Source organism: Streptomyces sp. AN091965 (assembly GCF_022698285.1).
Classification (GTDB): Bacteria; Actinomycetota; Actinomycetes; order Streptomycetales; family Streptomycetaceae; genus Streptomyces.
The window spans coordinates 18,301-43,757 of record NZ_JALDMY010000003.1 but is presented as its reverse complement, the minus strand read 5'-3'; the positions used below and the strand labels follow the sequence as shown (position 1 = coordinate 43,757).

Here is a 25,457-nt window from a genome sequence, read left to right as displayed (position 1 = left end):
CCGCTCAGCCGCAGCCGAGCTTGCCGAACCGCTTGTCGGCGGTCCACCGGCCCTTCGCCCACTTCTCCGGGGCGGCGGGCTCGAACGAGAGCTCCTTGCCGAGCTGGTCGGTGAACCAGCGGGCGAAGGCGGCCGACCCCTGCTGGCAGGAGTGGACGCCGTCCGCGGAGCGCTGCGCCTTGTCGGCGGTGGCGTCCGTGCCCCACAGGGCGTCGGCGTCGAGGAAGCGCACCTTGCCGTCGGCGGCCGCGGCGACCTGCTTCGCCGCCTTCGGCGCGGACCTGATCGCGCCCTCGTACTTCCGGTAGAAGTCATCGATCTTGAAGGGCGGGGCGGAGACCAGGACGAGCTCGGCACCGGCCCGGTGCGCGGTCTTCGCCAGCTTCACGTACGAGGCGCGCTGCTGAGCGGAGGTGCCCCAGTCGTAGGTGGTGATCTGGTAGGCGATGACGTTCGGCCGGAAGGAGGTGATGTTCTCGGCGAGGTCCTTCCACGTCGTCCGGGCGATCTGGCCCGCCATCCTGTCCCCGGTGACGACCGTGCCGCCACCCGTGGAGGACGCGTCCTTGAACGCCACGCCGCTCGCCTTGAGGGCCGCGCCCAGGGCCGGGGCCTCGCTCCCGGCGATGGAGTCGCCCATCCACAGGACCCTCTTGCCGGTCTTGGCGGGTGTGCCCTGCCCGGAGGTGTCGGCGCTGTCGCTGCCCGCGCCGCAGCCCGTCAGGGCCACGGCCGTCGCGGTGGTGAGCAGGGAGGCGAGGAGAAGAGGGTGCCGACGGCGCGTGCGCCGGGCCCGACGGGGGGAGGTGGTGGTCTCGGTGTGCATGGCACCAGGCAACCAGCGCGGATCACGGACGAGAGGCGTTGTCATCGTCCGGTCACATGATGAGCGGGACGCCGTCATGAAGACCGCTCGCGGGGGCGGCGGCGTCGGCCCGGCTTCCACTGGTCCGCTCAAGCGCGTGCGATGACGGGCCGGGTGGTGGTCCGCTCATGGCCGGGTGCTGCGCCCCGCCGTCATGGCTGCCTTGGGACCTGATGACACGGCCGACGGCAGCCGCGGTCCGGTGGGGCTCAGCTGTAGTCGCCGTCCAGGAGGTGGCGGGCCTCGACGCGGGGCGGGGTCCAGACCTGCCGGTAGTCGGGATGGTGGTGGAAGCGGGCCGCGGCGTGCTGCAGGGCCAGGCCGAGCCCGTCGATGAAGGCGGCGTCCCGCGCGGAGAGCGCGCTGTGGTCGCGGCGCAGGAGGAGGTCGCTGTGGATGATGAGCTGGGCGTTGACACCACCAGTGAACGGGTCGCCCGCAGCCGCAGGGCCGACGTCGGCTATCCGGTCGGCGAGGAAGTGGTGGAGCGCCTCGTACTGCGCGGTGGTCATCATCGGGTCAGCACACTCATTCACTAGGGCCGCGACCAGCGGGACGCGATGCCTTGCTGACGCGGTGTTGCCTGGCGGGTCCTCAACCTGCCCCAACCTACCGCCCGGGCCCCGCGCGACGTGAGGGTCGTACGTGGGCTCCGGGCTCCGCGCGGGACACGGTTCATGGTGGTCGGCCGCGCGAGGCCCGGGAGAGGAGCGTGAGCCGGCCCCTCGGTGCCCAGTCTGCCGACTTCCGTGGAGGGCGAGGCACCCCTGGCCCATCGGATGACGGCTCGCCGGGGACGGCCTCAGTAGCGGGAGCCGGGAGGAGGGGGCAAGGGTGCCGTGCGCGTGCCGCCGGGGGCGGTCGTCCGCCGATGGGCACCGGGGCGTGGTTCGTCGTCGCCCATGATGAGCAGCGGGTCGAACATGACGATGGCGCCCGCGATGACCAGGAAGCTCAAGGGGCCGATGAGCATGGGCAGCATGTCCAGGGCGGGTGAGCCGCGGTGGGACGTGCTGGTGGTGTGCGCGTGGACGTTGACGCTGACGGCGGCCATGCCGGTGTAGTGCATGCCGGTGACGGCCAGGCCCATGATGGCGCTGGCGCCGAGGCTGGCGCGGAATCCGCGGATGGAGACGGCGGCCCACAGTGCGGCGGTCGCGGCGACGATGGCGATGAGGACGGACAGCGCCACGATGACGGGGTCGTAGTCGATGGCGGCGCGCATCCGCATCGCGGCCATGCCCAGGTAGTGCATGGCGGCGACACCGACCCCGGTGAGCACACCCGCGCTCAGGAGCACGCGCGGTGCGGTGCCGCGGTAGCCGACGGTGAAGACGCCGATCGCCACGACCAGGACGGCCACCACGAGGCTGAGGACAGTCAGCGTTGTGTCGTAGCTGATGGAGACCTGCTGGACCCGGAAGCCGAGCATCGCGATGAAGTGCATGGTCCAGATGCCACAGCCGATGGATGCCGCGCCCAGCGACAGCCAGGCCGGTTTCCACGAGCGGTCGGTCCGCAAGGAGCGGACGGTGCAGCGCAGCCCCAGAGCGGCGCCCAGGAACGCCATGATGTAACCGGATATGGGGGTGATCAGGCCGTAGTGGAAGCCGTCGATCGTGCCGTGCATGCGTGAAGAACCTTATGTATCTATTCGAGGGCAATGAGGAAGGAGGGCGCCCTTGGGAAAAGATCACCCTAACCGGTGGAAACCTGCCGTCTGCACGGAGAAATGCCTGGGAATCCCTGCGTACGGGCTGCCGGGAGTGCCCGGCGCGGCGTGGCGCGGGTGCTCAACGGGCAAGCGGCCGAGCAGTGTTGCGGAAGGCTACGGTCCGGTTGCTGTAACTGTTGATCTTGGCCGCGAAAATACGTGAACTTTGCAGTACTGGCGTTCAGGGACGCCCTCTCCGCCTCCCGCTCCCGGTCTGCTCCCAGCGCGGGAGAAGGACCGAGGGCCGGGCAGTCGGACCTTCAGGAGACCGGCGTGCTGCCGTCGACCTCGCGCCAGAAGGCATCAACCCGGGCGTTGAACGCTTTCGGGGACTCCTGGAACGGCTGGTGAGCCTCGCGCGGCAGGACCTCGAAGCGGGCACCCGGGATGGCATCCGCCACGATCCGCCCCAGCCGCGGTGGCGTGGCGATGTCCCGTTCACCCGCCAGAACAAGGGTCGGCGTCGTGATCCCGGGCAGTCGATCGAGCGTGTCGTGCTGCATGAACGCCTCGAGTTGATGCTGGAAGGCCTCGGCGGACTGCGGGTGGGAGAAGGCGAGCGTTTCGTCGATGATCCGCTGCACCGTGCCGTCGGCGTGGGCGCGCGGCGAGTAGATCCACAGGAAGAACGCCTCCAGCATGGCGCGTTCGTCGGGCGCTTCCGTGACCAGCCAGTGCCAGAAGCGGGTCATGGAGGTGACGTAGGGATCAGCCCGCGCCCAGGTGCTGACCAGGACGAGGCTGTGCACGGCCGCAGGGTGACGCAGCGCCAGCTCCTGTGCGATCGCGCTGCCGCCCGAGAAGCCGACGACGTGCGCCCTGCCGACGTGGAGCACGCGCAGTAGTTCCGCGGTGTCGGCGGCCATCGAGGCCACGGACAGGGGCCCCTCGGGCAACGGCGTCCGCCCGGCCCCTCGGTTGTCGAAGGCGGTGACCTGGTAGCGGTCCGACAGCCCGTCGAGCTGGGACTGCCACGCCTCCGCGGGGTCGCCCAACCCCGCGATCAGCAGGACGTCGGGCCCGTGACCGCGGCGCTCGGTCCAGATCGTGGTCCCGTTGGCTTCGATGTGCTCACCCATGGAATGCCCTCCGCTCCATCGTGTTCACCGCCGGCTCTGAGCGGATCCTGCCGCGTCGCACGCACTCCCGAAAGCTCCCCGACCGTCCGGCTGCCGCTACCGCCCTCGCCCGGGTCGCGTCGGGCCGGGGGTGCCGCGGTCCTGCACGGGGGTGGCCGGAGCGTTCCGCTCCAGGCGGGCGCGGAGGGTGAGGGCGAAGTCCTCGGCGCGGGCCAGCTGGACCCGCAGCTTCTCCACCTGCTCGGCGGCGGCCCGCTCGTAGGTCCGTACGCGTTCCAGCAGGGCTTCGCGCTCGACAGCGTCGAGCGTGGTGCCGGCGTCGAGGCGATCGGTCGCGTCGAGCAGGTCCCGCATCTGGTCCAGGGGGAAGCCGAGGGGCTTCATGCGGCGGATGACCATGAGCCGGGCTACGTCGGCTTCGGTGTAGAGGCGGAAGCCGCCCTGGGAGCGGGCGGAGGGGGCGACCAGTCCGGTCTCCTCGTAGTGCCGGATGGTGCGCAGCGACAGCTCCGTGCGCGCGGCGACCTCGCCGATCTGCATGTGCTTTCCGTCCACGCCCGTGGTCCTCTGGCTTTCTCGTCGTCGGCAGGCCCGGCCCGGGAGGGAGCCACCCATCCCTACTCTAACGTTAGGGTAGAGTTGCTGAGGGTGGGGGCGGTCGGCCGCCGCCTCGCCGTTGCCGTGTCGGGTCCGAAGAAGCCCCGGCGAAGACCCGATTCCCGCAGGAGCCAAGCGTGCGCGAGCCCATGACGCCCGGCGCCGCCGCCTGTCCGCCGTGACGCTCCACCCTCGGACGTGAGCCCGGCCGCGCTGCTGCGCGGGCCCCGCTCCGTGCCCCCTTCTCGACTTCCGGCTCCGCACCTCGCGGAGCCGCCCTGCGGGGTGTCGGCCCGGCCCCCGCGCGTCCTTCCCGCACGCCCCGGGCTGCCGCAAAGGGGCGTGCCCGAGTACGACAGGTTCCGTCTCCCTTGTCCCCTGCTGCCGCTGTGTCACCGGCCGCGCGCCTGCGCGGCCTGAAGCCCGACTGGATCTCCGACCCGAAGGTCTGGCGCACCGAGGTCCTCGCGGGCCTGGTCGTGGCCCTCGCGCTGATACCCGAGGCGATCTCCTTCTCGATCATCGCCGGTGTCGACCCGGTCATCGGTCTGTTCGCCTCCTTCACCATGGCCGTGACCATCTCGATCGTGGGCGGGCGCCGGGCGATGATCTCCGCCGCGACCGGCGCGGTGGCGCTGGTGATCGCACCGCTGAACCGGGAGCACGGCTTCGGCTACCTCGTGGCCGCCGTCATCCTCGCCGGTTTCCTCCAGGTCGTCCTGGGCGCGCTGGGCGTGGCGAAGCTGATGCGGTTCATTCCCCGCTCGGTGATGGTCGGCTTCGTCAACTCCCTCGCCATCCTGGTCTTCATGGCCCAGGTACCGGAGATGCGGAACGTTCCCTGGCCGGTCTACCCGCTGATCGTCAGTGGCCTCGCACTCATGGTGTTCTTCCCGAAGATCACCACCGCGGTCCCCGCCCCGCTGGTCTCGATCGGCATCCTCACCGTCATCACGGTGGCGGCAGGCCTCGCGGTGCCGACCGTGGGCGACAAGGGCGAACTGCCGGCCTCCCTGCCGGTGCCGGGTCTGCCCGACGTGCCGCTCACCCTTGACACGTTGACCACCGTCGCGCCGTACGCGTTCGCCATGGCCCTGGTCGGGCTGATGGAGTCGTTGATGACCGCGAAGCTCGTCGACGAGATCACCGACACCCACTCCGACAAGACCCGTGAGTCCATCGGCCAGGGCATCGCCAACGTCGTCACCGGCTTCTTTGGCGGCATGGGGGGCTGCGCCATGATCGGCCAGACAATGATCAACGTGAAGGTGTCCGGCGCCCGTACCCGGTTGTCGACCTTCCTGGCGGGCGCGTTCCTGATGGTGCTGTGCATCGTCTTCGGCCCCGTCGTCTCCGACATCCCCATGGCCGCACTCGTCGCCGTCATGGTCATGGTGTCGTGCGCGACCTTCGACTGGCACTCCGTCGCGCCGAAGACCCTCAAGCGGATGCCCGCCGGGGAGATCGTCGTCATGGTGATCACCGTCGCCTGCGTGGTCGCCACCCACAACCTGGCCGTCGGCGTCGTCGTCGGTTCCGTCACCGCCATGGTCGTCTTCGCCCAGCGCGTCGCCCACCTCGCCGAGGTCACCGCCGTCACGGCCCCCGACGGCAGTACGGTCGTCTACCGGGTCACCGGTGAGCTGTTCTTCGCCTCTTCCAACGACCTCGTCGGCCGGTTCAACTACGCCACCGACCCGAAGAAGGTCGTCATCGACTTGAGCGCGGCCCACATCTGGGACGCGTCCTCCGTCGCCGCCCTCGACGCCATCGAGACCAAGTACGCCCAGCGCGGCAAGGCCGTCGAGATCACCGGTCTGAACGACCCGAGCGCCCACCTCCACGGCAAGCTCACCGGTGAACTGACCCACCACTGACCCCCGTACCCGCACGTTCACGGCAGAGGACTCGGGCCCAACCGCCGGAGTCCTCTGTTCGTGAGGACCGGTAGGTCGATCTCAGCCGCCACCGTCACACACCCGTCGGTCAACCACTTCCGGCAGTTGTTCCGCACCACGGGAACGGAGCGGCTCCGCAGGAGGACACCCGTGCCATCACACCGGTGTCAGCATGGAGAAGAGCGAGCGGTCCAGTACGCACCGGGCATCACCTCGCGGCAAGTCGGGCGAGTGTTCTCTTCCGACTGGAGCGATAACTTCCGGCAGCGTTGATTTTCGGTCCGACCACCGCATTCTTCAGGCCATGTCGCATTCCCTCTTCCTTCGGCCTGGGGGCGGTGGGACGATCGGATCCCTTCGCTGCCTGGAGATCGACCGGTGGGAGTGACCATGGCCAGCACGGTTCCTATCACCGCGGATCTTCCCGTCTTTCCACACCTCGATCTGCATCTTGTACTCACCGGCGACCTCCCGCTCAAGATCCAGGTGTTCAGCCGCACTTTTACCGAGGCCGCGCCCCAGCCATTCGTGCTGACCGAACAGACGCAGGGCAGCACATTCCACTTCTTCGCTCCGCACCGTTCGGTGGGAGACAGGCTCAACAGACTCCCTTCGGTGAACAGTCAGGGAGTCGTGACGGCCAAGGAGCCCGGGGTCTATCTCTTCCAGATCACCGTCGGCGGCGGGTTCGGCGTGGTGGTGGGCAGGCTCCAGGTGCACGAGAAGATCGAGGAATGGTGGTTCGGGAACACATCCATGGCCACAGCGAAGGACGGCAAGTTCGCGCACGCCCAGCCGTCGCTCTACGCCAGGTTCAGCGAGCATCGTGCAGCCGGTACGGACGCGGTCGGAGATATCACAGGGCATGACTACATCGAGCTGGAGTCCCCGAGTTCGGACGTGGTGGTCGCTCCGAGGGGAAGGCTACGGGGAGCGGCGGAGACGACGGCCCCGGTGATCATCACGGGAAAACTCAAAGGCACCGACAAGGTCGACGTCCTTCCGGTGCGGGTGGTCGACTACGCGAAGTCCCGGTCGACGCTCACTCGGGTCAGGGCCGCGGACGTGGCGAACCATGAGGACCAGTGCAACATGGTCTTCGTCGCGGAGGGGTTCCGGGCCCAGGACGCCCAGTTGTTCGACCGCATCGTCCAGCGCACCGTGCGCGACATGTTCGAAAAGCCGAGACACCAGCCCTACGCGCTCCTGAGCAAGAGTTTCAACGTCTTCTCTTCGTTCGAACCTTCCGAGCAGCAACTCGTCACCTGCGGCCCGCGCGTCGTGAGCGCGGCGGGAAAGGGAGTCGACCTCACCGGCCGCCGCATTCCCGAGTCGGACCCGCGGGGCCTTCCGGAGAACAGTTACAGCGTGCAGGAGCTGGTCGAGCGCGTGGGTCTGCCCCGGCGCGGCGAGGACCGGTCTCCGCAGCAGTTGAGGGACCTGTGGAAGGGGCAGAGTCTGACGGACTTCGTCGAAGGCAGGGCCGGCGACCTGGTGGTCGAGACGTGGAAGGCGCACCAGTCGGAGGGGTTCCTCCAGGCGTCGGACACGTTCTACGGCCTGTACCTCGGCCGCCGGTGGGCCGACGGCGGCAGGTTCCACGGTGGAGGGGAACCCGCGGTCCAGCCGCCCGCCGGTGACACACCGAACGCCCCGCGTCTGAAGGAGTTCATCGACCGGGTCTACGAGTTCTACCGGGTCTCGGGACATCAGACGCTGGAACTCGATCCGCGGCGGCACGCCCCCGAGGTATATGCGAACAGCAATACGGCGAACCCGGGAAATTCGGTTCTCGGCTATCTGACAGGGCTTCGTCTCTCCGATTCACCGAACCTCCCCATCGGGCAGAACTGGGTTCCCGACGACACTCGTTTCCGCAAGAGCCGGGGGATGGTCGCGATCATCGCGTACGAATCACTCCTGGGCGGCACGGCCTTCAATAAGGGCACGATGACGGCCTCGACAGTCGGCAGGCAGGGGAAAGTCGAGTTCACCACGGCGTCGGGGACCAGACCGGTGATGACGAGGACTCCTCCGCCACCCGTCGTGGCGAAGGAGCCCCTGGGGGTCACCGACATCGACCACCTCGTCAACAAGGTGGCCCATGAGTTCGCCCACTCCTTCAACCTGGGAGACGAGTACGAGGACTTCGGCGGCGACCAGAAGGGGGACAACGACCCGTTCCGCGACGTGATATTCGACAATCTGGCGAAGCTCAGCTTCCTGCACCAGGGAGCACCACCGCAGGACCGAAAGCTCAACCCCGGCAGAATTAAATGGTTCGAGGTTCCCCGGGTGCGGACATCCGGAAGGCTGCTCAAGCCGTCCCAGACACTGCTGCCCGACATATTCGAAGTCACGGTCGGCACCGCCGACATGGGGAAGTGGGTCCAGGCGTTCACGGACAACGCCAAGGTGACGGTGCGCAACTTCACGACCGGTGCGGACAACCGGCAGCTGCCACTGTCGGCCACACCCGGCGACATGCTGACCAATCTGACCATCGCATCCAGGCCCGATGAGAAGCAGGGCACCCTCTTCCTCCAGACCCCGGGGGCCGTCGCGGCGATCCCGGTCTTCAAGAAGGGCTCGGTGGTGTTCGCCCAGCGGACGGACACCTCGGGGCTACCGGTCTTCGTGGTGGACAAGGCGGTACGGGACTTCGTCGCCGATCCCAGTCCCGCGAACCAGCGCAGCCACGGCCCGCTGAACCGGAACCGCGACACGACGAAGCCCTTCGGGAAAAGGGAAGAGGAAACGGATCTCCCCATCAACGTGCCGGGCTTCGTGCCACCGAAGTTCGCCTACCGGATGGTGGGGATCTTCGAAGGCGGCAACCACTTCGCGGGCGGTTTCTACCGGGCGTCGGGTGAATGCAAAATGCGCGGCCAGGACAAAGGCGCGACGAACGACGCCGACCTACGGGGCGTGTTCTGCTTCCTCTGCAAATGGCTGATCGTCAACCTCATCGACCCGGCCCAGCACGCCGCGCTCGACGTGCACCAGTACCCGAGGGCGTGACATGGCTGACCAGGGCACCTTCGACAAGCTCCTCGCCGGGATCGGGCAGGCACTGCTGCCCCTGCGGGAGGCCGTCGCCTCCCCTCAGGCATGCATCGGCCTCCTGCACCAACTCGGCTGGACGGTCGACGACCCCCCGGCCCCGCTGCGCGCGCTCGGCACCACCACGGACACGCTGTACGACAGCCTGCGTCGCCTGCTGGGCGACGGCGGCCTCAACGAGGGCGCCCCCGGGCTCCGCATCCCGGCCCCCGGAAAGCCCGAGAGGGCGAGCGCCGCCACTGCCTCCGCCGATGAGGCGGCCCGCGTACTCGCCGCCGTACAAGGCCTCGTGACCGCGATCCGGGCCATCGCCGACGCACCCGACTCGGCCATCCCGCCCCACTTGAGGGCCGACGGCTTCCGCGAGCAGTTCCCCCGGCAGCTCCTCGACCACCTGGTCATCACGTACCTGCAACGCTTCCATCCGTCCGTCGGGTTCGGACTGCGCGCGCTCGGCGTCATCAAGGCGGCCTACGTGCCGCCCACGGGCAGCCGCCCCTCCCACACCCGCATGACACTGGACGTGACCGACGTCCCCAAGGTGCTCGACGACCCGTCGCTCGTGCTGAAGAACGCGTACGGCTGGGGCGGGCCCGACCTCGACTTCGCGGAGCTGGCCTCCCAGCTCGACAACCTCTTCCTGGGCATGGGCTTCGACGTGCGCATCGCGCAGCTGTCCGAAGGCGCGGAGACCGCTGTGCAGGGTCCGCGCACGGACCCGCTGGGCCCGACGGCGACCGCGGTCACCTTCGTCGCCTTCGACCAGGCCGTGGGGGAGGAGGCGCGGGCGCGCGGCGCGGTGCGGCTCGTCCGGGTGCCGCCGGCCGCCCCGGGCGGGGCGCCGGGCCTCGCGCTGCTGCCCTCGCTGACCGGCTCGCTCGGGGTCCGGTTCGAGCTGGCGTGCGGCATCGCCCTCACGGTGCGCAGCGGCCTCGACCTCCAAGGCGGGGTGGCGCTCCTCGCCCGGCCCGGCGAGGGCGTGGACGTGCTCACCGGCTTCGAGTCGGGCGGCGCCCCCGTGCACGCCAAGGGCGCCCTCGAGGTCACGGCCGAGAGCATGGTCGCGGACCGGGCGCCGGTGCTGCTCCTCGGAACGCCGGACGGCACCCGGCTCCAGTTCCGCGCGCTCGCGGGCACGGGCGGCGTCCGGGTCGACGGCGACGACGTGGACGTCTTCGCCGAATTCGACCTCACGGGCCTGGAGTTCGTGTTCCGGCCGGGGGAGGACGCCGACGGATTCCTCGCCGCGGTCGTTCCGGCCGACGGGTTCGCCGTCGGCGGCGACCTGTCCCTCGGGGTCTCGCACCGCGACGGCCCGTACTTCCGCGGCACCTCGAACCTGGACCTCCGGATCCCCGTGGGCCGGCGGCTCGGGCCGGTCGAGGTCCAGAGCCTGACCGTCTCCGTGACGCCCTCGGGCGGGTCCGTGCCGGTCAGCGTCGGCGCGACGTTCACGGCCGCACTGGGCCCCGTCACCGTGGTGGTGGACAGGGTCGGCCTCACCGCGCTGTTCGACGGGCGCCCCGAGCAGGACGGGAACCTCGGCCCGCTCGACGTCTCCCTCGGCTTCAAGCCGCCCGGCGGCGCGGGCCTTTCGATCGACACGGGCGTGGTGCGCGGGGGCGGCTTCCTCGCCTTCGACCCCGCGCGCGGCGAATACGCCGGGGCGATGGAGCTGGAGTTCGCCGACTTCCTGGAGCTCAAGGCCGTCGGCCTCGTCAGCACCCGGACGCCGGACGGCTCGAAGGGGTTCTCGCTGCTGATCGTGGTCACCGCCGACTTCGGCGAGGGCATCCAGCTCGGCTACGGCTTCACCCTGCTCGCGGTCGGCGGCCTGATCGGGCTGAACCGCGGCATGAACCTCCAGGCGCTCGCCGAGGGCATCCGCACGGGCTCGATCGAGTCCGTGATGTTCCCGCGCGACGTGATCGCCAACGCACCGCGCGTCCTGTCCGACCTGAACGCGTTCTTCCCGCCGGAGGACGGCACGTTCCTCATCGGACCGATGGCCAAGATCGGCTGGGCCACCCCGACGCTGGTGAGCATCTCCCTCGGGCTGATCATCGAGATCCCCGGCAACGTCTCCGTCCTCGGCACCCTGCGCGCCACGCTGCCGAACGCGAAGCTGCCCCTCCTCGACCTGCGCGTCGACTTCTTCGGGGCACTGGAACCCGGCAAGAACCGGCTGTGGTTCGAGGCCCGCCTCGTGGACTCGCACGTGCTGACCATGCCCCTCGACGGCGGCATGGGAGTCCTGGTCGCCTGGGGCGACAACCCCGACCTGGTGCTCACGGTCGGCGGCTTCCACCCCTCGTACAAGGCACCGGCACTGCCCTTCGCCGTGCCCGAGCGGGTGTCGATCGACATCCTGCACCGTGACAGGCAACTGATCCGCGTCTCCGGCTACTTCGCCCTCACCAGCAACACCGCCCAGTTCGGCGCGGAGGCGGAACTCCGGCTCGGCTTCGGCGGGTTCGGCGTCGAGGGGCATCTCAGCTTCGACGCGCTGTTCCAGTTCAACCCGTTCCGGTTCGCCATCGCCATCAGCGCGGAGGTCTCGCTCAAGGCGTTCGGGGTCGGTGTGTTCAGCATCGACCTGCGTTTCCAGCTGGAGGGCCCCGCGCCCTGGCGGGCGCGCGGGAAGGGATCCATCGGGTTCCTGTTCTTCTCCATCTCCGCCAACTTCGACATCACCTGGGGCGAGAACGCCGTCACCACGCTGCCGCCCCTCCAGGTCCTCCCGCTGCTCGCCGCCGAGCTGCGCAAGACCGAGGGCTGGCAGACCCGCCTGCCCACCGGCAGCGGCAAGCCACTGGTCAGCCTCCGCAGGCTCCCCCCGTCCGACGACCTGGTGCTGCATCCGCTGGGCACGCTGTCCGTACAGCAGCGCGCACTGCCGCTCAACGTGCGCCTCGACAAGGTCGGCCCACAGCGCGCGGCCGACGGCAGGCGCTTCACCGTCGCGCCCGCCCCGGACAGCGGGCTCGTACGGATCTCCGACACCGGCGACAAGTTCGCCATGGCCCAGTACCAGGACATGACCGACGCGGCGAAGCTGTCGAGCCCCGCGTACGAAACGCAGGACACCGGTCTGGAGCTCACCGCCGCCACGGGCGCCCTGGCATCCGCACGCGTCGTGCGCCGCAGCGCGCGCTACGAGCTGCACATCATCGACAGCGCACCCTCCACGAACGGCGTGCGCGGCGCGGCCGGCACCGACGGCCCGCGCACCGAGCCGCCCGCGCGGCTGTCCGCCGCGCGCACCAAGCGGTTCCACAGCGTCAGCACCGCCGTGTTCGACGGGCTGCTCCAGGGGAGCAGCACCAGCAGGTCGCCGCTGTCCCGGCGCGAGGCGCTGCTGCGCCAGCCGTTCGCGGCGGCCGACACCGTGCGCGTCGCCGACCAGCGGTTCGTCGTCGCGTACGTGCGCAGCAACGTGCCCGCGCTGCCGCCGCGCGCGCTCGGCCGCAGGTCCGCGGGTGCTCCGGCGGACTTCCGCAGCCAGGCCACGGCGGCCGACGCGCTCGCCGACTTCGTCGCCGCCGACACGACGCTCGACGGCCAGCTGCACGTCATCCCTGCGTCCGAGGCGGCCGTGCCGGCCTTCGTGCCCGGCACCTGGGCGCCCGCGGGCACCCTGCCCGCCCCCGTGGGCCAGGCGGACACCGTGGTCCTCGCCACCGGCAAGGCGCTGATCGCCGGGGGGGCCGGCCCCACGGGCACGGCACTCGGTGCGACGGCGCTCTTCGACCCGACCGCCAACGCCTGGTCGGCTGCGGCCCCGCTGGCGGCACCCCGCCGCCTGCACACCACCACGCGGCTCACCGACGGCAGGGTCCTCGCCGCCGGAGGGCGGGGTACGGACGCCGTGCCCCTGGCCTCCGCCGAGGTGTACGACCCGGCCGCCGCGAGGTGGGCCGCGTCCGGCCCGATGGCCGCAGCCAGGTGCGCGCACTCCGCGACCCTGCTGCCCGACGGCCGGGTCCTTGCCGCCGGAGGCAGCGCCGCCCGGGGCGGGCACGGCTTCGGCGCGCTGCGCTCCGCCGAGCTGTTCGACCCCGTGACCCGGGTCTGGGCCGCCACGGCGCCGATGAACGACGCCCGCACGGGCCACCGGGCCGTGCTCCTGCACGACGGCCGGGTCCTTGTCGCGGGCGGAGCGCTGCCCACGGGCGGCACGGGCGAAGCGGCCCTCGCACACTGCGAGCTGTACGACCCGGCCGACGGCACCTGGACCCCGACCGGCAGTCTCCACACGCCCCGCAAGGGGCACCAGGCGACCCTGCTGCCCGACGGCCGGGTCCTCGTCACGGGCGGCGAGCCCGTCGTCGCGGCGGACGGCACGTTCAGCCCGCGCGCCCTGGCCTCTGCCGAGCTCTACGATCCGGTCACCGGCGCCTGGACCCCCGCGGCCCCCCTGCCCGGCGGCCGCGCCCGGCACCGCGCGCTGCTCACCCGCGCGGGGGACGTCCTGATCATCGGCGGTACCAGGGGTCCAGGCTTCACCGCGGGCTTCCGGAGCGTGCTCGCGTACGCCCCGGCAGCGGGTACCTGGACGCGGCTCGCGGGCCTCGCCCAGGGCAGGTGGTCCACGGCCGCGGCCGAACTCGCCGACGACCGCGTACTGGTGACCGGAGGCATCGCGGCGGCCGGCGCCGCCGCCCCGGGACCCGAACCACTCCAGCTCGCCGCCACGGCGGAGGCACTGATCCCCTGACCACGTCCCGGACCGGCTCCCGGCCCACGGACCGGTCCCCCACCCGTACGGACGGCGCACCCGAGGAGCTTCGATGACCACCACCTCCGCCCAGGCCAGCGGGTCCTGGACGTCCGCTCCCGCCCTGCCCCGGGCCGCCACCTGGTACGGGCAGCACGACAACGCCGTGCCGATCGCGGGCGGAAGCGCCGTCCTGGTCGCGGGCGGCGCCGACAGCACCGCGGCGGCCGTCAGCCACGCCGCCGTCTACGAAGCCGCCGCAGGAGCCTGGCTCCCGGTCGGAGCCCTGAACACGCCCCGTCGACTGCACACCCTGACCCTTCTGCCCGACGGGAAGGTCCTCGCCACCGGCGGCACCAGCGGCCCGGCGCCGGGCGCCCCCGCCCTCGCGACGACCGAGCTGTACGACCCGGCGACCCGTGCCTGGACCACCAGCGGCGCCATGGCGGGTCCCCGCGCGGGCCACAGCGCGGTCCTGCTCGCCGACGGCAAGGTGCTCGTCGCCGGAGGCACCACGTTCCGGTCGCCCCAGAGCGTCAAGGCCCTGCGCACGGCCGAGCTCTACGACCCCGCGGCGGGCACCTGGTCGGCGGTCGGCGACATGACGGAGGCCCGCACGGGACACACCGCCCTCCCGCTCGCGGACGGAGCCGTCCTGGTCTGCGGCGGCACCGCGCCGGTCGGCAGCGCCGACGAGCCCGCCCTCGCCTTCTGCGAGCTGTACGACTCCCCCTCGAAGAAGTGGGCGCCGACCGGAAGCCTGCGCGCGCCCCGCAGCCACCATCAGGCCACCAGGCTCTCGGACACCACGGTCCTGGTCACCGGCGGCCTCGCGCCCGGAGCGCCCGGCGGCGGCGCGTTCGACCCGTTCAGCCAGCGCACCGCCGAGCTGTACGACCTGACCGCCGGGACGTGGAAGCCCGCGGCTGACATGCCCTCGGGACGCGCACTGCACCGCGCGCTCCCGTTCGGCCCGAACGGGGTCCTCGTCATCGGGGGTGCTGCCGACGACAAGGACGAAGCCGGCTACCGCAGCGCCGTCCTCTACGACTCCGTCGCGGACACCTGGTCCCCGGCGGTGGGCCTCGCCGACGGCCGGTGGGCGTTCGCCGCCGCGCCGCTGCCCGGCGGGAAGGTCCTGGTCACCGGCGGCACGACCCGCACCGGGACGGCCGCCGCCGACCCCGACCTGCCCGAACTGACGGCGAGCACAGAGATCTTCACCGGCGGGGGCGCCTCGTGACCACGAACGCGTACTCCTTCCTGCCCTGGCTGCGCGCCGGGATCGCCACCCGCATCGCGGGCGACCCCGGGACCTCGGCGCGCGCCCGCATCCCGGTCCGGCTGCGGATCTCCGGCGAGCCCCTCACGGGCGGGCCGCTGGTGCAGGAGATCGAGCGGAGCGTCCAGCTCTACGGTCCGGGGGACGTGATCGGCGTCGACCCCCGCGCGATCTCCCGCAGGGAGCCGCGGCCCGGGACCACCAACTACGAGCCGAACTACCTCGCCCACATCGAGTTCGCCGACGAGGACTTCCCCTGGCGCTACAGCCCCGCACCGCCCGACGACGCCACCAAGCGCCTCGCCCCCTGGCTCGCCCTCGTCGTCCTCGCCGTCCGGGCCCCGGCGGACGGCACGGCACCGGAGTTCACCGAGAGGCCGCAGGGGAGCGGGCCGCTGCCCGTGATCGCCGTACGGGACACCGCCGCCACCCTGCCCCGGCCCGACCAGCTCGGCGCCTGGGCCCACGTGCACGTCAACGGCTCACTGCCGGGCCCCGTCGCCTCCGACAGCTCGGCAGCCGCCCTCGCCGCGCTCGCCGAGGTGCTCCGCACCCACGCCGACGACGCCTGCTCGCGGCTGCTGTGCCCGCGCAGGCTGCGCCCGGACACGGCCTACGAGGCGTTCCTGGTACCGGCGTTCGAGACCGGTCGCCTGGCCGGGCTCGGCCTCGACCCCGCGGGCTCGCCCGGCGCCGTCCACCTGGCGTGGGGGCCGCCGTACGCGGGCCGGCCCGTGTCGGGGCACCTGCCGTACTACCATCGCTGGCCGTTCACCACCGGCAGCACCGGCGACTTCGAATCCCTCGTCCGGCTCCTCCGCCCCCAGAGGCCCGACCCACGCGTGGGGCGCCGGGACATCGACGTCCACCGTTCGCCCGGCCTCGGCCTGCCCGGAATCCAGACACCGGCAGCGCTCGGCGGCGTCCTGCCGATGGGCGGCGCGCTCAAGGTGCCGCAGCCGCCGGGCACCGAGCCCGACGCGGCGGAGAACTGGGACAACTTCCACGACTGGCCGCCCCCCGCGGCCCCGTACCCGCACCCCTTCCAGAGCGCCCTGGCCGCGCTGCTCAACCTCGCCGACGACTACCAGCGCCACGCCCCGGCCGCCGCGCACGCCGCGCTCGAAGCGACGCCGCTCGACGCGCCGCCGCCCGCGGCGGAGTCCGACCCCCTCCTCACCCCCTCGCTGTACGGCAGGTGGCACGCGCTCACCTCCCGGGTCCTCACCCGCCAGGACGGCACCCCCGTCCCGCCGCCCGAGAACCGCAACTGGGTCCACCGGCTCAACCTCGACCCGCGCTTCCGCGCCGCCGCACAGTTGGGCACGCGGGTTGTCCAGGCACGCCAGGAAGAGCTGATGGCCGCCGCCTGGGCACAGGTCGGGGACGTCCTGGCCGCCAACGCCCGGATCCGCGCCGCGCAGCTGGCCCGCGAGGTCGGGCACGTACTCCAGACCAAGCACCTGGACCCGGTGGGAGGCACTACGGCGGTGGAACTGTCCGCCGCCCCGTCGGGGCGCTCGCTGCGCCTGACCGCGCCCGCGCACGCGCGGGTGACGTCCGCCGCCACCGGCACAGCCGCGGCGGCCGTGGCGCCCAACGGGCAGGCGGAGAAGGTCGCGGTCGGATTCCGGGTGGCTGCCAGCCAGGTCGCGGGCGCGCCGCTGTCCCCGGCGATGCGGCGGATCACCCGGCCCGGGTCGCGCCTGATGCGGATGCTGCCCTTCACCCCCGACCGCCCGCCGGACGCGCTCGTGCCCCGCATGGACGCCCCCTCCGGGGCGGTGACGGCCGCGCCCGCGAAGACCACCCCGGCCGGGCTCGTCACGGCCGAACGGCTCGCCGCCGCACTGCACCCCGGGCCGCCACCGACGGACCCGGTCGACAGCCTCCCGCACAGCCCCGACTTCCGGCTCCGCGAGGTCGGCGACCCCGTGGTACCCAGGACGGGCACCACCGACAGCCCGGAGGCGGCCCGCTTCAAGGGCGCACTGCGCGAGCTGCACCAGGCCCTGAACGTCGCCACCTCGGTCGGCAGGGCCGCTCCGCGGGCGCGGCTCGAAGTCGCCGCCGCCACCGGCGCGGTGCTGTCCGGACTGCGCGCCGACACGACCGTACCCAGGACGCTCCTCGGGTCCGTCGGCCTGCCCAAGCGGCTCCGCCCGTTCGCCGACGACTTCATCGAGGCGATGGCGTACCCGGTCTTCGACCTGCCCACCTACCGGGACCTCCTCGACCAGTCGGCCGACGCGTTCGTCCCGCGCCTCGACCTGCTCCCGCAGAACTCGATCACCCTGCTCGCCAACAACCGCGAGTTCATCGAGTCCTACCTCGTCGGACTCAACCACGAGATGGCCCGCGAACTGCTCTGGCGGGAGTACCCCACCGACCAACGGGGCACCCCCTTCCGGCAGTTCTGGGACCCCCGCACGGCACAGCTCAGGCCGGGGGAGAGCGCCGAGCAGCGGCGCGAGCGGTGCTACGACATCCCGCCCGTCCACACCTGGCCGACCACCGGACGGCTCGGCCAGAACGTGAACGACCGCGTCGGCACCGGACCCCAGAAGGAAGACCTCGTCCTGGTCGTGCGGGGAGAGCTGCTGAAGAGGTACCCGACGGCCGCCGTCTACGCCCAGCGGGCCGAGTGGCCGCTCGGCCCGGACGGCCTGCCCGACCTGACGCAGGAGCGGGTGCCCGTGCTCCTGCCCGACGAGGACAGGCCGCCCCCCTCACTGGTGCGGTTCCCGCTGTACGAGGCGAGGATCGAGCCCGACATCACCCTCCTCGGGTTCGACCTGGACGCCGACGAGGCACGCGGTGCCCCACCCGCCGACGCGGGCTGGTTCTTCCTCCTCAAGGAGCGCCCGGGGGACCCCAGGTTCGGAGTCGACGACGCCGAACCGACCCCGGTGGAGGTCTGGAACGACCTGTCGTGGGCCGACGTCGACCCGCGCGGGCGCGGCTTCCTCGAACTCGACCTTCAGGTCACCGTCCCCCTGGCCGCCTTCGACGGCTCCGAGGACGACCAGGAGAAGCGCGAACAGCGTGCCGAGGACGAGAACCTGCCGCTCTGGCACGCCGGCCTCAGCTCCGCCGACCTCGCCTACATCCTCTTCCAGGTGCCGGTCCTGGTGGCCGTCCACGCACAGGAAATGCTGCCCCGATGACGCACTCGACGCCACCCCCGGCCACGCCTTCGGCGGCGACCACGACTCAGCTCAGCGACGACTTCCCCGTCCTCCTCGGCCCCGTACGGATCGAGACCCGCTTCACCCCGTCCGAGCTCCTGATCCGGGTGTTCCCCGACGAGTGGTCGGTCGACAAGTTCGAGCCCCGGCCCACACCGGCCGAGATCGCCGCCCTCGACGCGTACTGGACCGCGCGCTGGGCCGCCGCACGCGAGCCCGCCGCGCTGCGCGCCGCCCAGCTGGAGCTGGCCGGACGGATCGCCCCCGGACGCGCCGCCTGGCTCCTCAGCGGGCGGCTCCCGGCCAACCCCGGCGAGGAGCCGACCGCCGTCCCCGCCGGCACGACGGTGCTCGTGGTCGTGGGCCCCAAGCCGGTGGCCGCCGCGGACCGGCAGCCGACATCCGCCTACTGGACCGCGGTCTGGCGCGCGCACGGCGACCGCCGCCTGCTGCGGCAGGCCGACACCGCGCTGCTCACCGCGGTCGGCGCCACCCGGGCCGCCGCCATCAGGGGTCTGCGCCCCGCAGGCGTCGAAGGAGCGCCCGCCCGTACGGGCGACGCCGTACAGGTGGCCTTCCTGGTGCTGCCGCCCCCTGCGACGGGCTCCACCGCACTCGATTCATGGACCCGCGCCGCGCGCGCCCGGCTGCTGCCCGAGCGCTTCCAGGCGCTGGGCTACGTCGATGGACAGCAGGTCCTGTCCGCGACCGGCGCGCCCGTGCCCGACACACTGCCCGTGAGCCCCGACCCCACCGCCGCCGACCAGATCTCCGTGGACCCGGCGACCGGGGCCCTGCACGTCCCCGACGAACTGCGCTGGCTCATCGACTTCGACCGTGCCGTCGCCCTCGGCATGGGCCTGCGCGTCCCGCTGGACGACCGTACGCGCGGCGGCCTCGACCGGCTGCTCGTGTTCGGCCTGCGCAAGGAGACCGACCCGCTCACGTCGGCACAGCAGCTCACCGACCTGATCACCCGGCAGCTGCGCGGCCCCGACGGCTACGCGCTGCTGCCGCAGGGCACCCCGACCAACAACACCGAGCGGCTGCCCGCGGGACACGACGACGCCGACGAGGCGGAGTCGGCCCTGCGCCCGGCCGCCGCCCCGGCCGCCGAGGCCACCGACTGGACCGCCAAGACCGACGGCCTGCGCTTCGCCGAACTCCTCGGCCTGCCGACCGCCGTCCTCGACGGCATGCCGCACGCGGACGGCACCGACCAGCGCGAGGCCCGCGCCGCCAACACCGCGCTGTGGCCGGTGACGTGGGGCTCCTACCTCCAGACCGCCCTGCACCCCGTCCTCGACGTCGAGACCGTCCGCAAGACCAGGGACTTCTTCCTGCGCCACGTCTCCGGGCGGGGCCCGGTCCCGGCCGTCCGGATCGGAAGGCAGCCGTACGGCATCCTGCCCACCACCGCGTTCTCCCGCCTCACCTGGCCCGACTCGGCCGTGCACCTGCGCGGCCTGGACCGACTGCTGAGCGCGGCGGCCCAGGACTGGCAGGTCGCCGCGGACAAGGTCGCCCACCTCGGCGAAGCCCCCCGATCCGGCGCGGACACCGACGACCCCCACCAGCTCCTCCTGGACATCCTCGCCCTGCACCCCACCTCGGCCGAGTACCACCAGCGGTACGCACACAGCGTCGAGGACCTCTTCAACCGCGAGAACCTCGGCGGCCGGGGTGCCGACGTACTCCCCGCGCTCGACCGGCTGAACATGCCCGGACCGCTGCGCGCACTCCTCGCCCGCCTCGGGCACCCCGACGGCGGCCCGGACCACGACCCCGACCTGCTGCGCAAGCTGTTCACCGACGCCCAGCAGCCGCTCCTCGCACCCCTGGTCGACGACCGGCCCCTGTCGGAGACCGACCCCGTACGCGCCTACACCCCCGACGGCCGCAACTACCTGCGCCTGCTCGCCGACGAAGCGGGCGTCAGCCTCGACGCGGTCCGGCTCGAACGCGGCTTCACCGACGACGCGCCGCCCGCCGCGCTGCTGTATCTGCTGCTGCGGCACGCGGTGCTGCTCGGCTGGGCCGACGCCGCCCGCAACCTCGCCGTCGCCGCCGGTGCGGCCACGCCCGACGAACTCGCGGCCGACCCGCCGTTCGTGCACGTACGGATCCCGGACCCCGGCCGGATGCTGCCGAGCGAGAGCCGCTTCCGCAGGCTGTACTCGCCGGAGCGCGCAGTGACGGGAAGCCCCGACCAGCTCCTGGCCGACTTCGTCCCGGGCGTGCTCGGCAAGACGCCCGCCACCGCCGAACTCGCCGAGCAGATCAAGGCCCTCGGCATCCTCGCCGACCTGCCCACGGCCCGCCTGGAGCGGCTCCTCACCGAACACCTCGACCTCGCCACCTACCGGCTCGACGCCTGGCGCCTCGGCCTGGCCACCGCACGCCTGGAGGAGCTGCGGTTCGGCACGAACGGCGGCGCGGTGCCCCGCCCCGGCCTGCACCTCGGCGCCTACGGCTGGCTGGAGGACGTCCGGCCCCGGGCGACACAGCTCACCCCGGTCGAGCTGACCGGCGAACTCGCGGAGATCTTCGCGGACGGCGAGCCGCTCCTGCACGACCCGCGGAACGCGGGCTTCGTCCACGCGCCCTCGCCAGGACACGCCAGGACCGCCGCCGTCCTGCGCGCCGGATACACGGCCAACTCCAGCCCCGACCACCCCGACACCTTCGCCGTGAACCTCAGCTCGGAGCGGGTGCGGACCGCGCTCGGCCTGCTCGAAGGACTGCGGCAGGGCCAGCCGCTCGGCGCGCTGCTCGGCTACCGGTTCGAGCGCGGCCTGCACGACCGGCACGAGGAGGCGGAGGTCGATCGCTTCATCACCGCGCTGCGCGCCCGGTTCCCGCTGCGCGCCGGCAAGATCCCGCAGACGGCGCCCGACCCCGCCGACGGCGTCCCGATCGAGCAGGTCGAGGCGCGCAACGTCGTGGACGGCCTCGCCCTGGTCCGGCACGTGACCCGTACCGGTGTGCCGGACACCTACCCGTTCGGCCTGGAAGGCGTACTGCCCCCCGCCACCCCGGGCCAGGCCGCGGCCCTGACCGCCGAGGTCCGCGCGCTCCTCGACGTGCACGACGCGCTCGCCGACCTCGCCGTGGCCGAAAGCGCCCACCAGGCCCTCGCCGGGAACACCGAGCGCGCCTCCGCGACCCTCGACGCCTACGCCAAGGCGGGCTTCCCGCCCCGGCCCTCCGTGGTCGAGACCCCGCGCAGCGGCACCACCCTCACCCACCGCCTCGCCCTGCGGCTGCGCCCCGGCCTGCGCCCGGACAGCCACGCGACCCCCAGGGCACAGGCCGAACCCGCCGTCAACGACTGGCTGGAGGGGATGCTGCCGGACGCGGACGACGTGGTCGCCCGCGTCACCTGGACCGACCCGGTGAGCGGACAGGACCGAAGCCGGAACGTCGCCCTCGACGACCTCGGGCTCGACCCGATCGACCTGCTGTGGACGGTCCGCTCCGCGGGCGCCGAGGCGATGACCGACCTGGAGGACCGGATCACCGGCGCCGTGATCGACCGGGACCACCCGCGACCGGACGCGACCCTGACCATCCGCCACACCGAACGCGTCTCCCGCAAGGTCACCTTCTTCGAACTCTCCCCGCTCATCGGGGCCTTGCGCACTCTGCTCACCACCTCGCGGCCCCTGCGCACCAGCGACCTCGCGCCCGCCGCGGGCACCACGCCCGTCGACCGCGCCGCCGACGACGCCGTGTCCCTGCCCCGCGCACGCCCCGCCGCCGTCCGCGACTCCCTCGCCGCACTCGACGAGCAGGCCGCCGACTACGTTCACGACCTCGCACCGCTCTACCCCGACCCGCCCGCACCACCGTCGCGGGCCGCGGTGCTCACCGCCATCGACGGCTTCCTCACCCGGTACGCCGGGCTCGCCACCACAGCGTCCGGGTTCGGGATGGTACGCAGCGGCTGGGGCGAGCTCACCCAATGGCGCAGGGGCGTCTACGCCGACGTGCTCGCCGCGGTCGCCACCACCGCGTCACGCATGACCCGGGCGCTGGCCGACGCCGACGCGCTCCTGGCGCGGTACGACGCGCTGCCTCCCGCCACCGCCGACAGCGAGCGCTTCCGCGTGCTCCAGCAGGCCGAGCGCCTCCTCACCACCCGCCCGACGACCCCTCTCCCCAACAGGCCCGCGCAACTGCGCGGGATCGTCGGCAGTCGCCGCACCGCCTTCCGCAACCGCCTCCAGGCCCTGAACCGGCAGGCACAGACGACGAAGAGCACGCTCAGCGGCCTGCTAGCCGAGGTGGCCGACCTGCTGCCGCTCACCGACATCGACCCCGCCGGGCTCGACCTCACCCCCGTCGAGGACCGGGTCGTCGCCTTCGGCAGCGAACTCCTCGACCGGGCACGCGCGCTGCGCGCCGACATCGCCGACCGACGGGCCTCGGCGGACACCGCACTCACCGCGTACGACCAGGCGGTGACCGACCCCGACCGGGTCGCGGCGGGCGTCGAGGCACTCCGGGCGATGCTCGGCCCCGAGACCGTCGTCGTACCGGAGTTCGCGCCGCCCGCCGCGCTCACCGCCGAGTGGACGAAGGCCCGCAGGGACAGCGCCAAGCTCCTGGACCACCTGACCCGGCCCCCGGTGAACAGGGACTTCCCGCTCGACGACTGGATCCACGGGCTCGCGCGGGTCCGCGAGATGCCCCGCCTCTGGGAGCGCGCCGTGCTGCTCAGCTCAGCCTTGCGTGACGACGACGAGGAGCCCGAGCTGGCCCCCGTCCAGCTCCCGTACCGCCAGAACGACCACTGGCTCGGCATGGAGTTCGCCCCCGGCGCCGCGCTCACCGAGGACCGGCTGCTGTTCACTGCGCACTACGCCGACGGCGCGGACGAGGACGAGCCGCACTGCGGACTGCTCCTCGACGAGTGGACCGAGGTCATCCCCGCCGAGCGGCAGACCACCGGGATCACCGCCGACGTGGACCGTCCCGACTCCGAGCCGCCCCAGGCCATGCTCCTCGTCGCACCGCCCGTACGCACCGGCACCTGGGACACCTCCGACCTGGTGGCCGCGGTCCACGAGACCTTCGAGATGGCCAGGACCCGCGCCGTGGAACCCGTACACCTGGAGGACAGCGCCTACGCGCACCTGCTGCCCGCCACGCTCATGTCGGCGACCGCGCAACCGATCACCATCAGCACCGATCTGTCGATCGCGAACGTCCGCTGGAAGGCCGACCATGACTGAGCCACGCATCGCGGATCTCGCCGGAGCGCTCCGGGACCGCGCGCACCCCGCCGTCGGCGTCTGGAACCGGCTCGAAGGCAGGCCGCGCACCACCGACTTCGACCGCGCGCTGCGCGCGGAGGTGCGGGACGCGCTGTGGCTGCTGACCCGGCAATGGCAGCTGGGCGAGTTCCGGGGCGCCGACGCGGGTTCACCCGTGACCGCCAGGTACGCCGTGACCACCAGCACGCCCAGCCGGTTCCGCCCGGGGGACGGACCGGCCGAAGCGCTGCCCACCGACAGGCCGCTGGAGACGGTCGCCGAACGCAGGCCCTTGCCCTTCGCCCTCGGCGCCGACCGGATCTCCTTCGACCTGCGCCTCGCGCTCGGCCGCCGCTGGCTCAAGCTGGTCTCCGGCGTGCCGGTGCTGCGCGCGCACGACGTGCCCGAGCAGTTCACCGCGCGCTACCCCGTCGCGCTGCCCGACCCCGCGGACGAAGCCGACAGCGCGCTGGTCGCGCACCCGGAGGTCTGGGCGACCATGCAGGCGCTCGCAGGCCGACGCATGGACGGACACCTGCTCCATCAGCACCTGAAGGCGGGCGGACACCCCTCGGACGGCATCGACCTGCCCCGCCCCCACCGCGCGACCCTCGATGCGCTCGGACCCCGACTGACCTCCTGGTTCGACCAGTTGATCGACGTCCCGACCGGTGTGACCGCGGAGCGGCCCGAAGGCAACGCCACCTGGGACGCCCGGCGTCTCGAACACTCCTTCGCCGTCTCCGCACCCGCCCCCGGCGGCGGGGAGCGCGTCCTCACGGCCGCCGAGTACCCGGGCGGCCCCCTCGACTGGCACGCCTTCTCCGCCGACCCCGGCGGCTCGCTCGGCGGCACGGACCCGGCGCCCGTACCGGCCGCACGCACCGTGTTCCCGGCACCGGTCAGCTTCGCGGGGATGCCCCTGCCGCGCTGGTGGGCGCTGGAGGACGGCACCACGAACTTCGCCGCCGTCACCCCGGACAGCACCGACCTGGCCCGGCTCATCTTCCTGGAGTTCGCACTCGTCTTCAGCAACGACTGGTACCAGCTTCCCTGCGACGTACCCGCGGGGACCCTGGCCACCATCCAGGGACTCGCGGTCACCGACGTCTTCGGGCAGCGCCGGTGGATCACCCCGGCGGGCACGGGCGAGCGCCACGACTGGCAGCGCTGGTCGATGTTCACGCTCGGCACCGACGGCAAGACAGGCCTGCTCCTGCCGCCGGGCACCCCGAAGGTCGCCACCGGCCCCCCGCTGGAGGCCGTGGTACTCGTACGGGACGAGAGCGCCAACCTCGTCTGGGGCATCGAGGAGACGGTCCAGTCGGCCAACGGCGGAGGCCGCAACGGCGACGAGACCGCGGCCGAGAGCCTCGCCCACCGCCGCAGGCTCCACCCGCCGTCACCGGCCGACGACCCGCGCGCCGACCTCACCTACGAGATCGCGAGCCCGGTCCCCGAGAACTGGATCCCCTTCATTCCCGTACACGTGCCGGGGGACAGCCGGAGCGTGCAACTCCAGCGTGCCGCGATGCCCAGCGAGGTGGACGGCGTACCGGTCCGGCCGCGCACGACCCTGCTGCGGGAGGGCCTTGACGCGCAGCGGCCGTACTTCATCAACGAGGAGGAGGTCACGCGCACCGGAACCCGGCTCACCGTCGCCTTCAACAGGACCCGGTGGCGCGACGGCCGCGTCGTCGTCTGGCTCTCGGCCCAACGCACCACCGGCCACGGCGAACGCTCCAGCGGCCTCGCCTTCGACCTCCTGAAGGACTCCTCCACCTGAAGCCCGGCCC

General features: G+C 72.5%; 12 protein-coding genes. 7 read left to right on the top strand and 5 right to left on the bottom strand.

All coding sequences use genetic code 11. The annotated features are described in order from the left end of the window. Positions 1-4: 4 nt before the first annotated feature. From MQV74_RS40405 to MQV74_RS40385, 5 genes are all read right to left on the bottom strand, one after another. Complete coding sequence (locus tag MQV74_RS40405) at positions 5-826, bottom strand: SGNH/GDSL hydrolase family protein (protein WP_242729427.1); 822 nt, start codon at positions 824-826, stop codon at positions 5-7. Positions 827-1,074: 248 nt separating this feature from the next. After that, entirely contained in the window at positions 1,075-1,380 is a 306-nt protein-coding gene (locus MQV74_RS40400) for a hypothetical protein (protein WP_242729426.1), read from the bottom strand. Positions 1,381-1,667: 287 nt separating this feature from the next. Further along, positions 1,668-2,495: an MHYT domain-containing protein gene (locus tag MQV74_RS40395; protein ID WP_242729425.1), complete on the bottom strand. Its 828-nt coding sequence runs from the start codon at positions 2,493-2,495 to the stop codon at positions 1,668-1,670. Positions 2,496-2,839: 344 nt separating this feature from the next. Next, positions 2,840-3,658, bottom strand: a complete 819-nt coding sequence (locus MQV74_RS40390; RefSeq protein ID WP_242729424.1) for an alpha/beta fold hydrolase — start codon at positions 3,656-3,658, stop codon at positions 2,840-2,842. Between the two features lie 96 nt (positions 3,659-3,754). Then, the gene (locus tag MQV74_RS40385; protein WP_242729423.1) at positions 3,755-4,213 is read right to left on the bottom strand and encodes a MerR family transcriptional regulator; all 459 of its coding nucleotides are present in this window, start codon (positions 4,211-4,213) and stop codon (positions 3,755-3,757) included. Positions 4,214-4,644: 431 nt separating this feature from the next. On the opposite strand from MQV74_RS40385, the gene MQV74_RS40380 reads away from it, so the two are divergent. The 7 genes from MQV74_RS40380 (at position 4,645) to MQV74_RS40350 (ending at position 25,447) form a co-directional block, all read left to right on the top strand. Continuing rightward, entirely contained in the window at positions 4,645-6,132 is a 1,488-nt protein-coding gene (locus MQV74_RS40380; protein WP_242729422.1) for a SulP family inorganic anion transporter, read from the top strand. 411 nt (positions 6,133-6,543) lie between these two features. Then, a complete protein-coding gene (locus tag MQV74_RS40375; protein WP_242729421.1) occupies positions 6,544-9,174 on the top strand; it encodes a hypothetical protein in 2,631 nt (876 codons plus the stop codon). Position 9,175: 1 nt separating this feature from the next. Continuing rightward, complete coding sequence (locus MQV74_RS40370; RefSeq protein WP_242729420.1) at positions 9,176-13,933, top strand: kelch repeat-containing protein; 4,758 nt, start codon at positions 9,176-9,178, stop codon at positions 13,931-13,933. A gap of 73 nt (positions 13,934-14,006) precedes the next feature. Next, on the top strand, positions 14,007-15,176 hold the full coding sequence (locus MQV74_RS40365; protein WP_242729419.1) for a Kelch repeat-containing protein: 1,170 nt from the start codon (positions 14,007-14,009) through the stop codon (positions 15,174-15,176). After that, positions 15,173-18,382 carry a hypothetical protein gene (locus MQV74_RS40360; RefSeq protein WP_242729418.1) on the top strand — a complete coding sequence of 1,070 codons (3,210 nt, stop codon included), beginning with the start codon at positions 15,173-15,175 and terminating at the stop codon, positions 18,380-18,382. The genes MQV74_RS40365 and MQV74_RS40360 overlap by 4 nt, the downstream gene beginning before the upstream one ends. Further along, positions 18,379-23,640: a hypothetical protein gene (locus MQV74_RS40355; protein ID WP_242729417.1), complete on the top strand. Its 5,262-nt coding sequence runs from the start codon at positions 18,379-18,381 to the stop codon at positions 23,638-23,640. Before MQV74_RS40360 ends, MQV74_RS40355 begins: the two co-directional genes overlap by 4 nt. After that, a complete protein-coding gene (locus MQV74_RS40350; protein WP_242729416.1) occupies positions 23,633-25,447 on the top strand; it encodes a hypothetical protein in 1,815 nt (604 codons plus the stop codon). The genes MQV74_RS40355 and MQV74_RS40350 overlap by 8 nt, the downstream gene beginning before the upstream one ends. Positions 25,448-25,457: the final 10 nt, after the last annotated feature.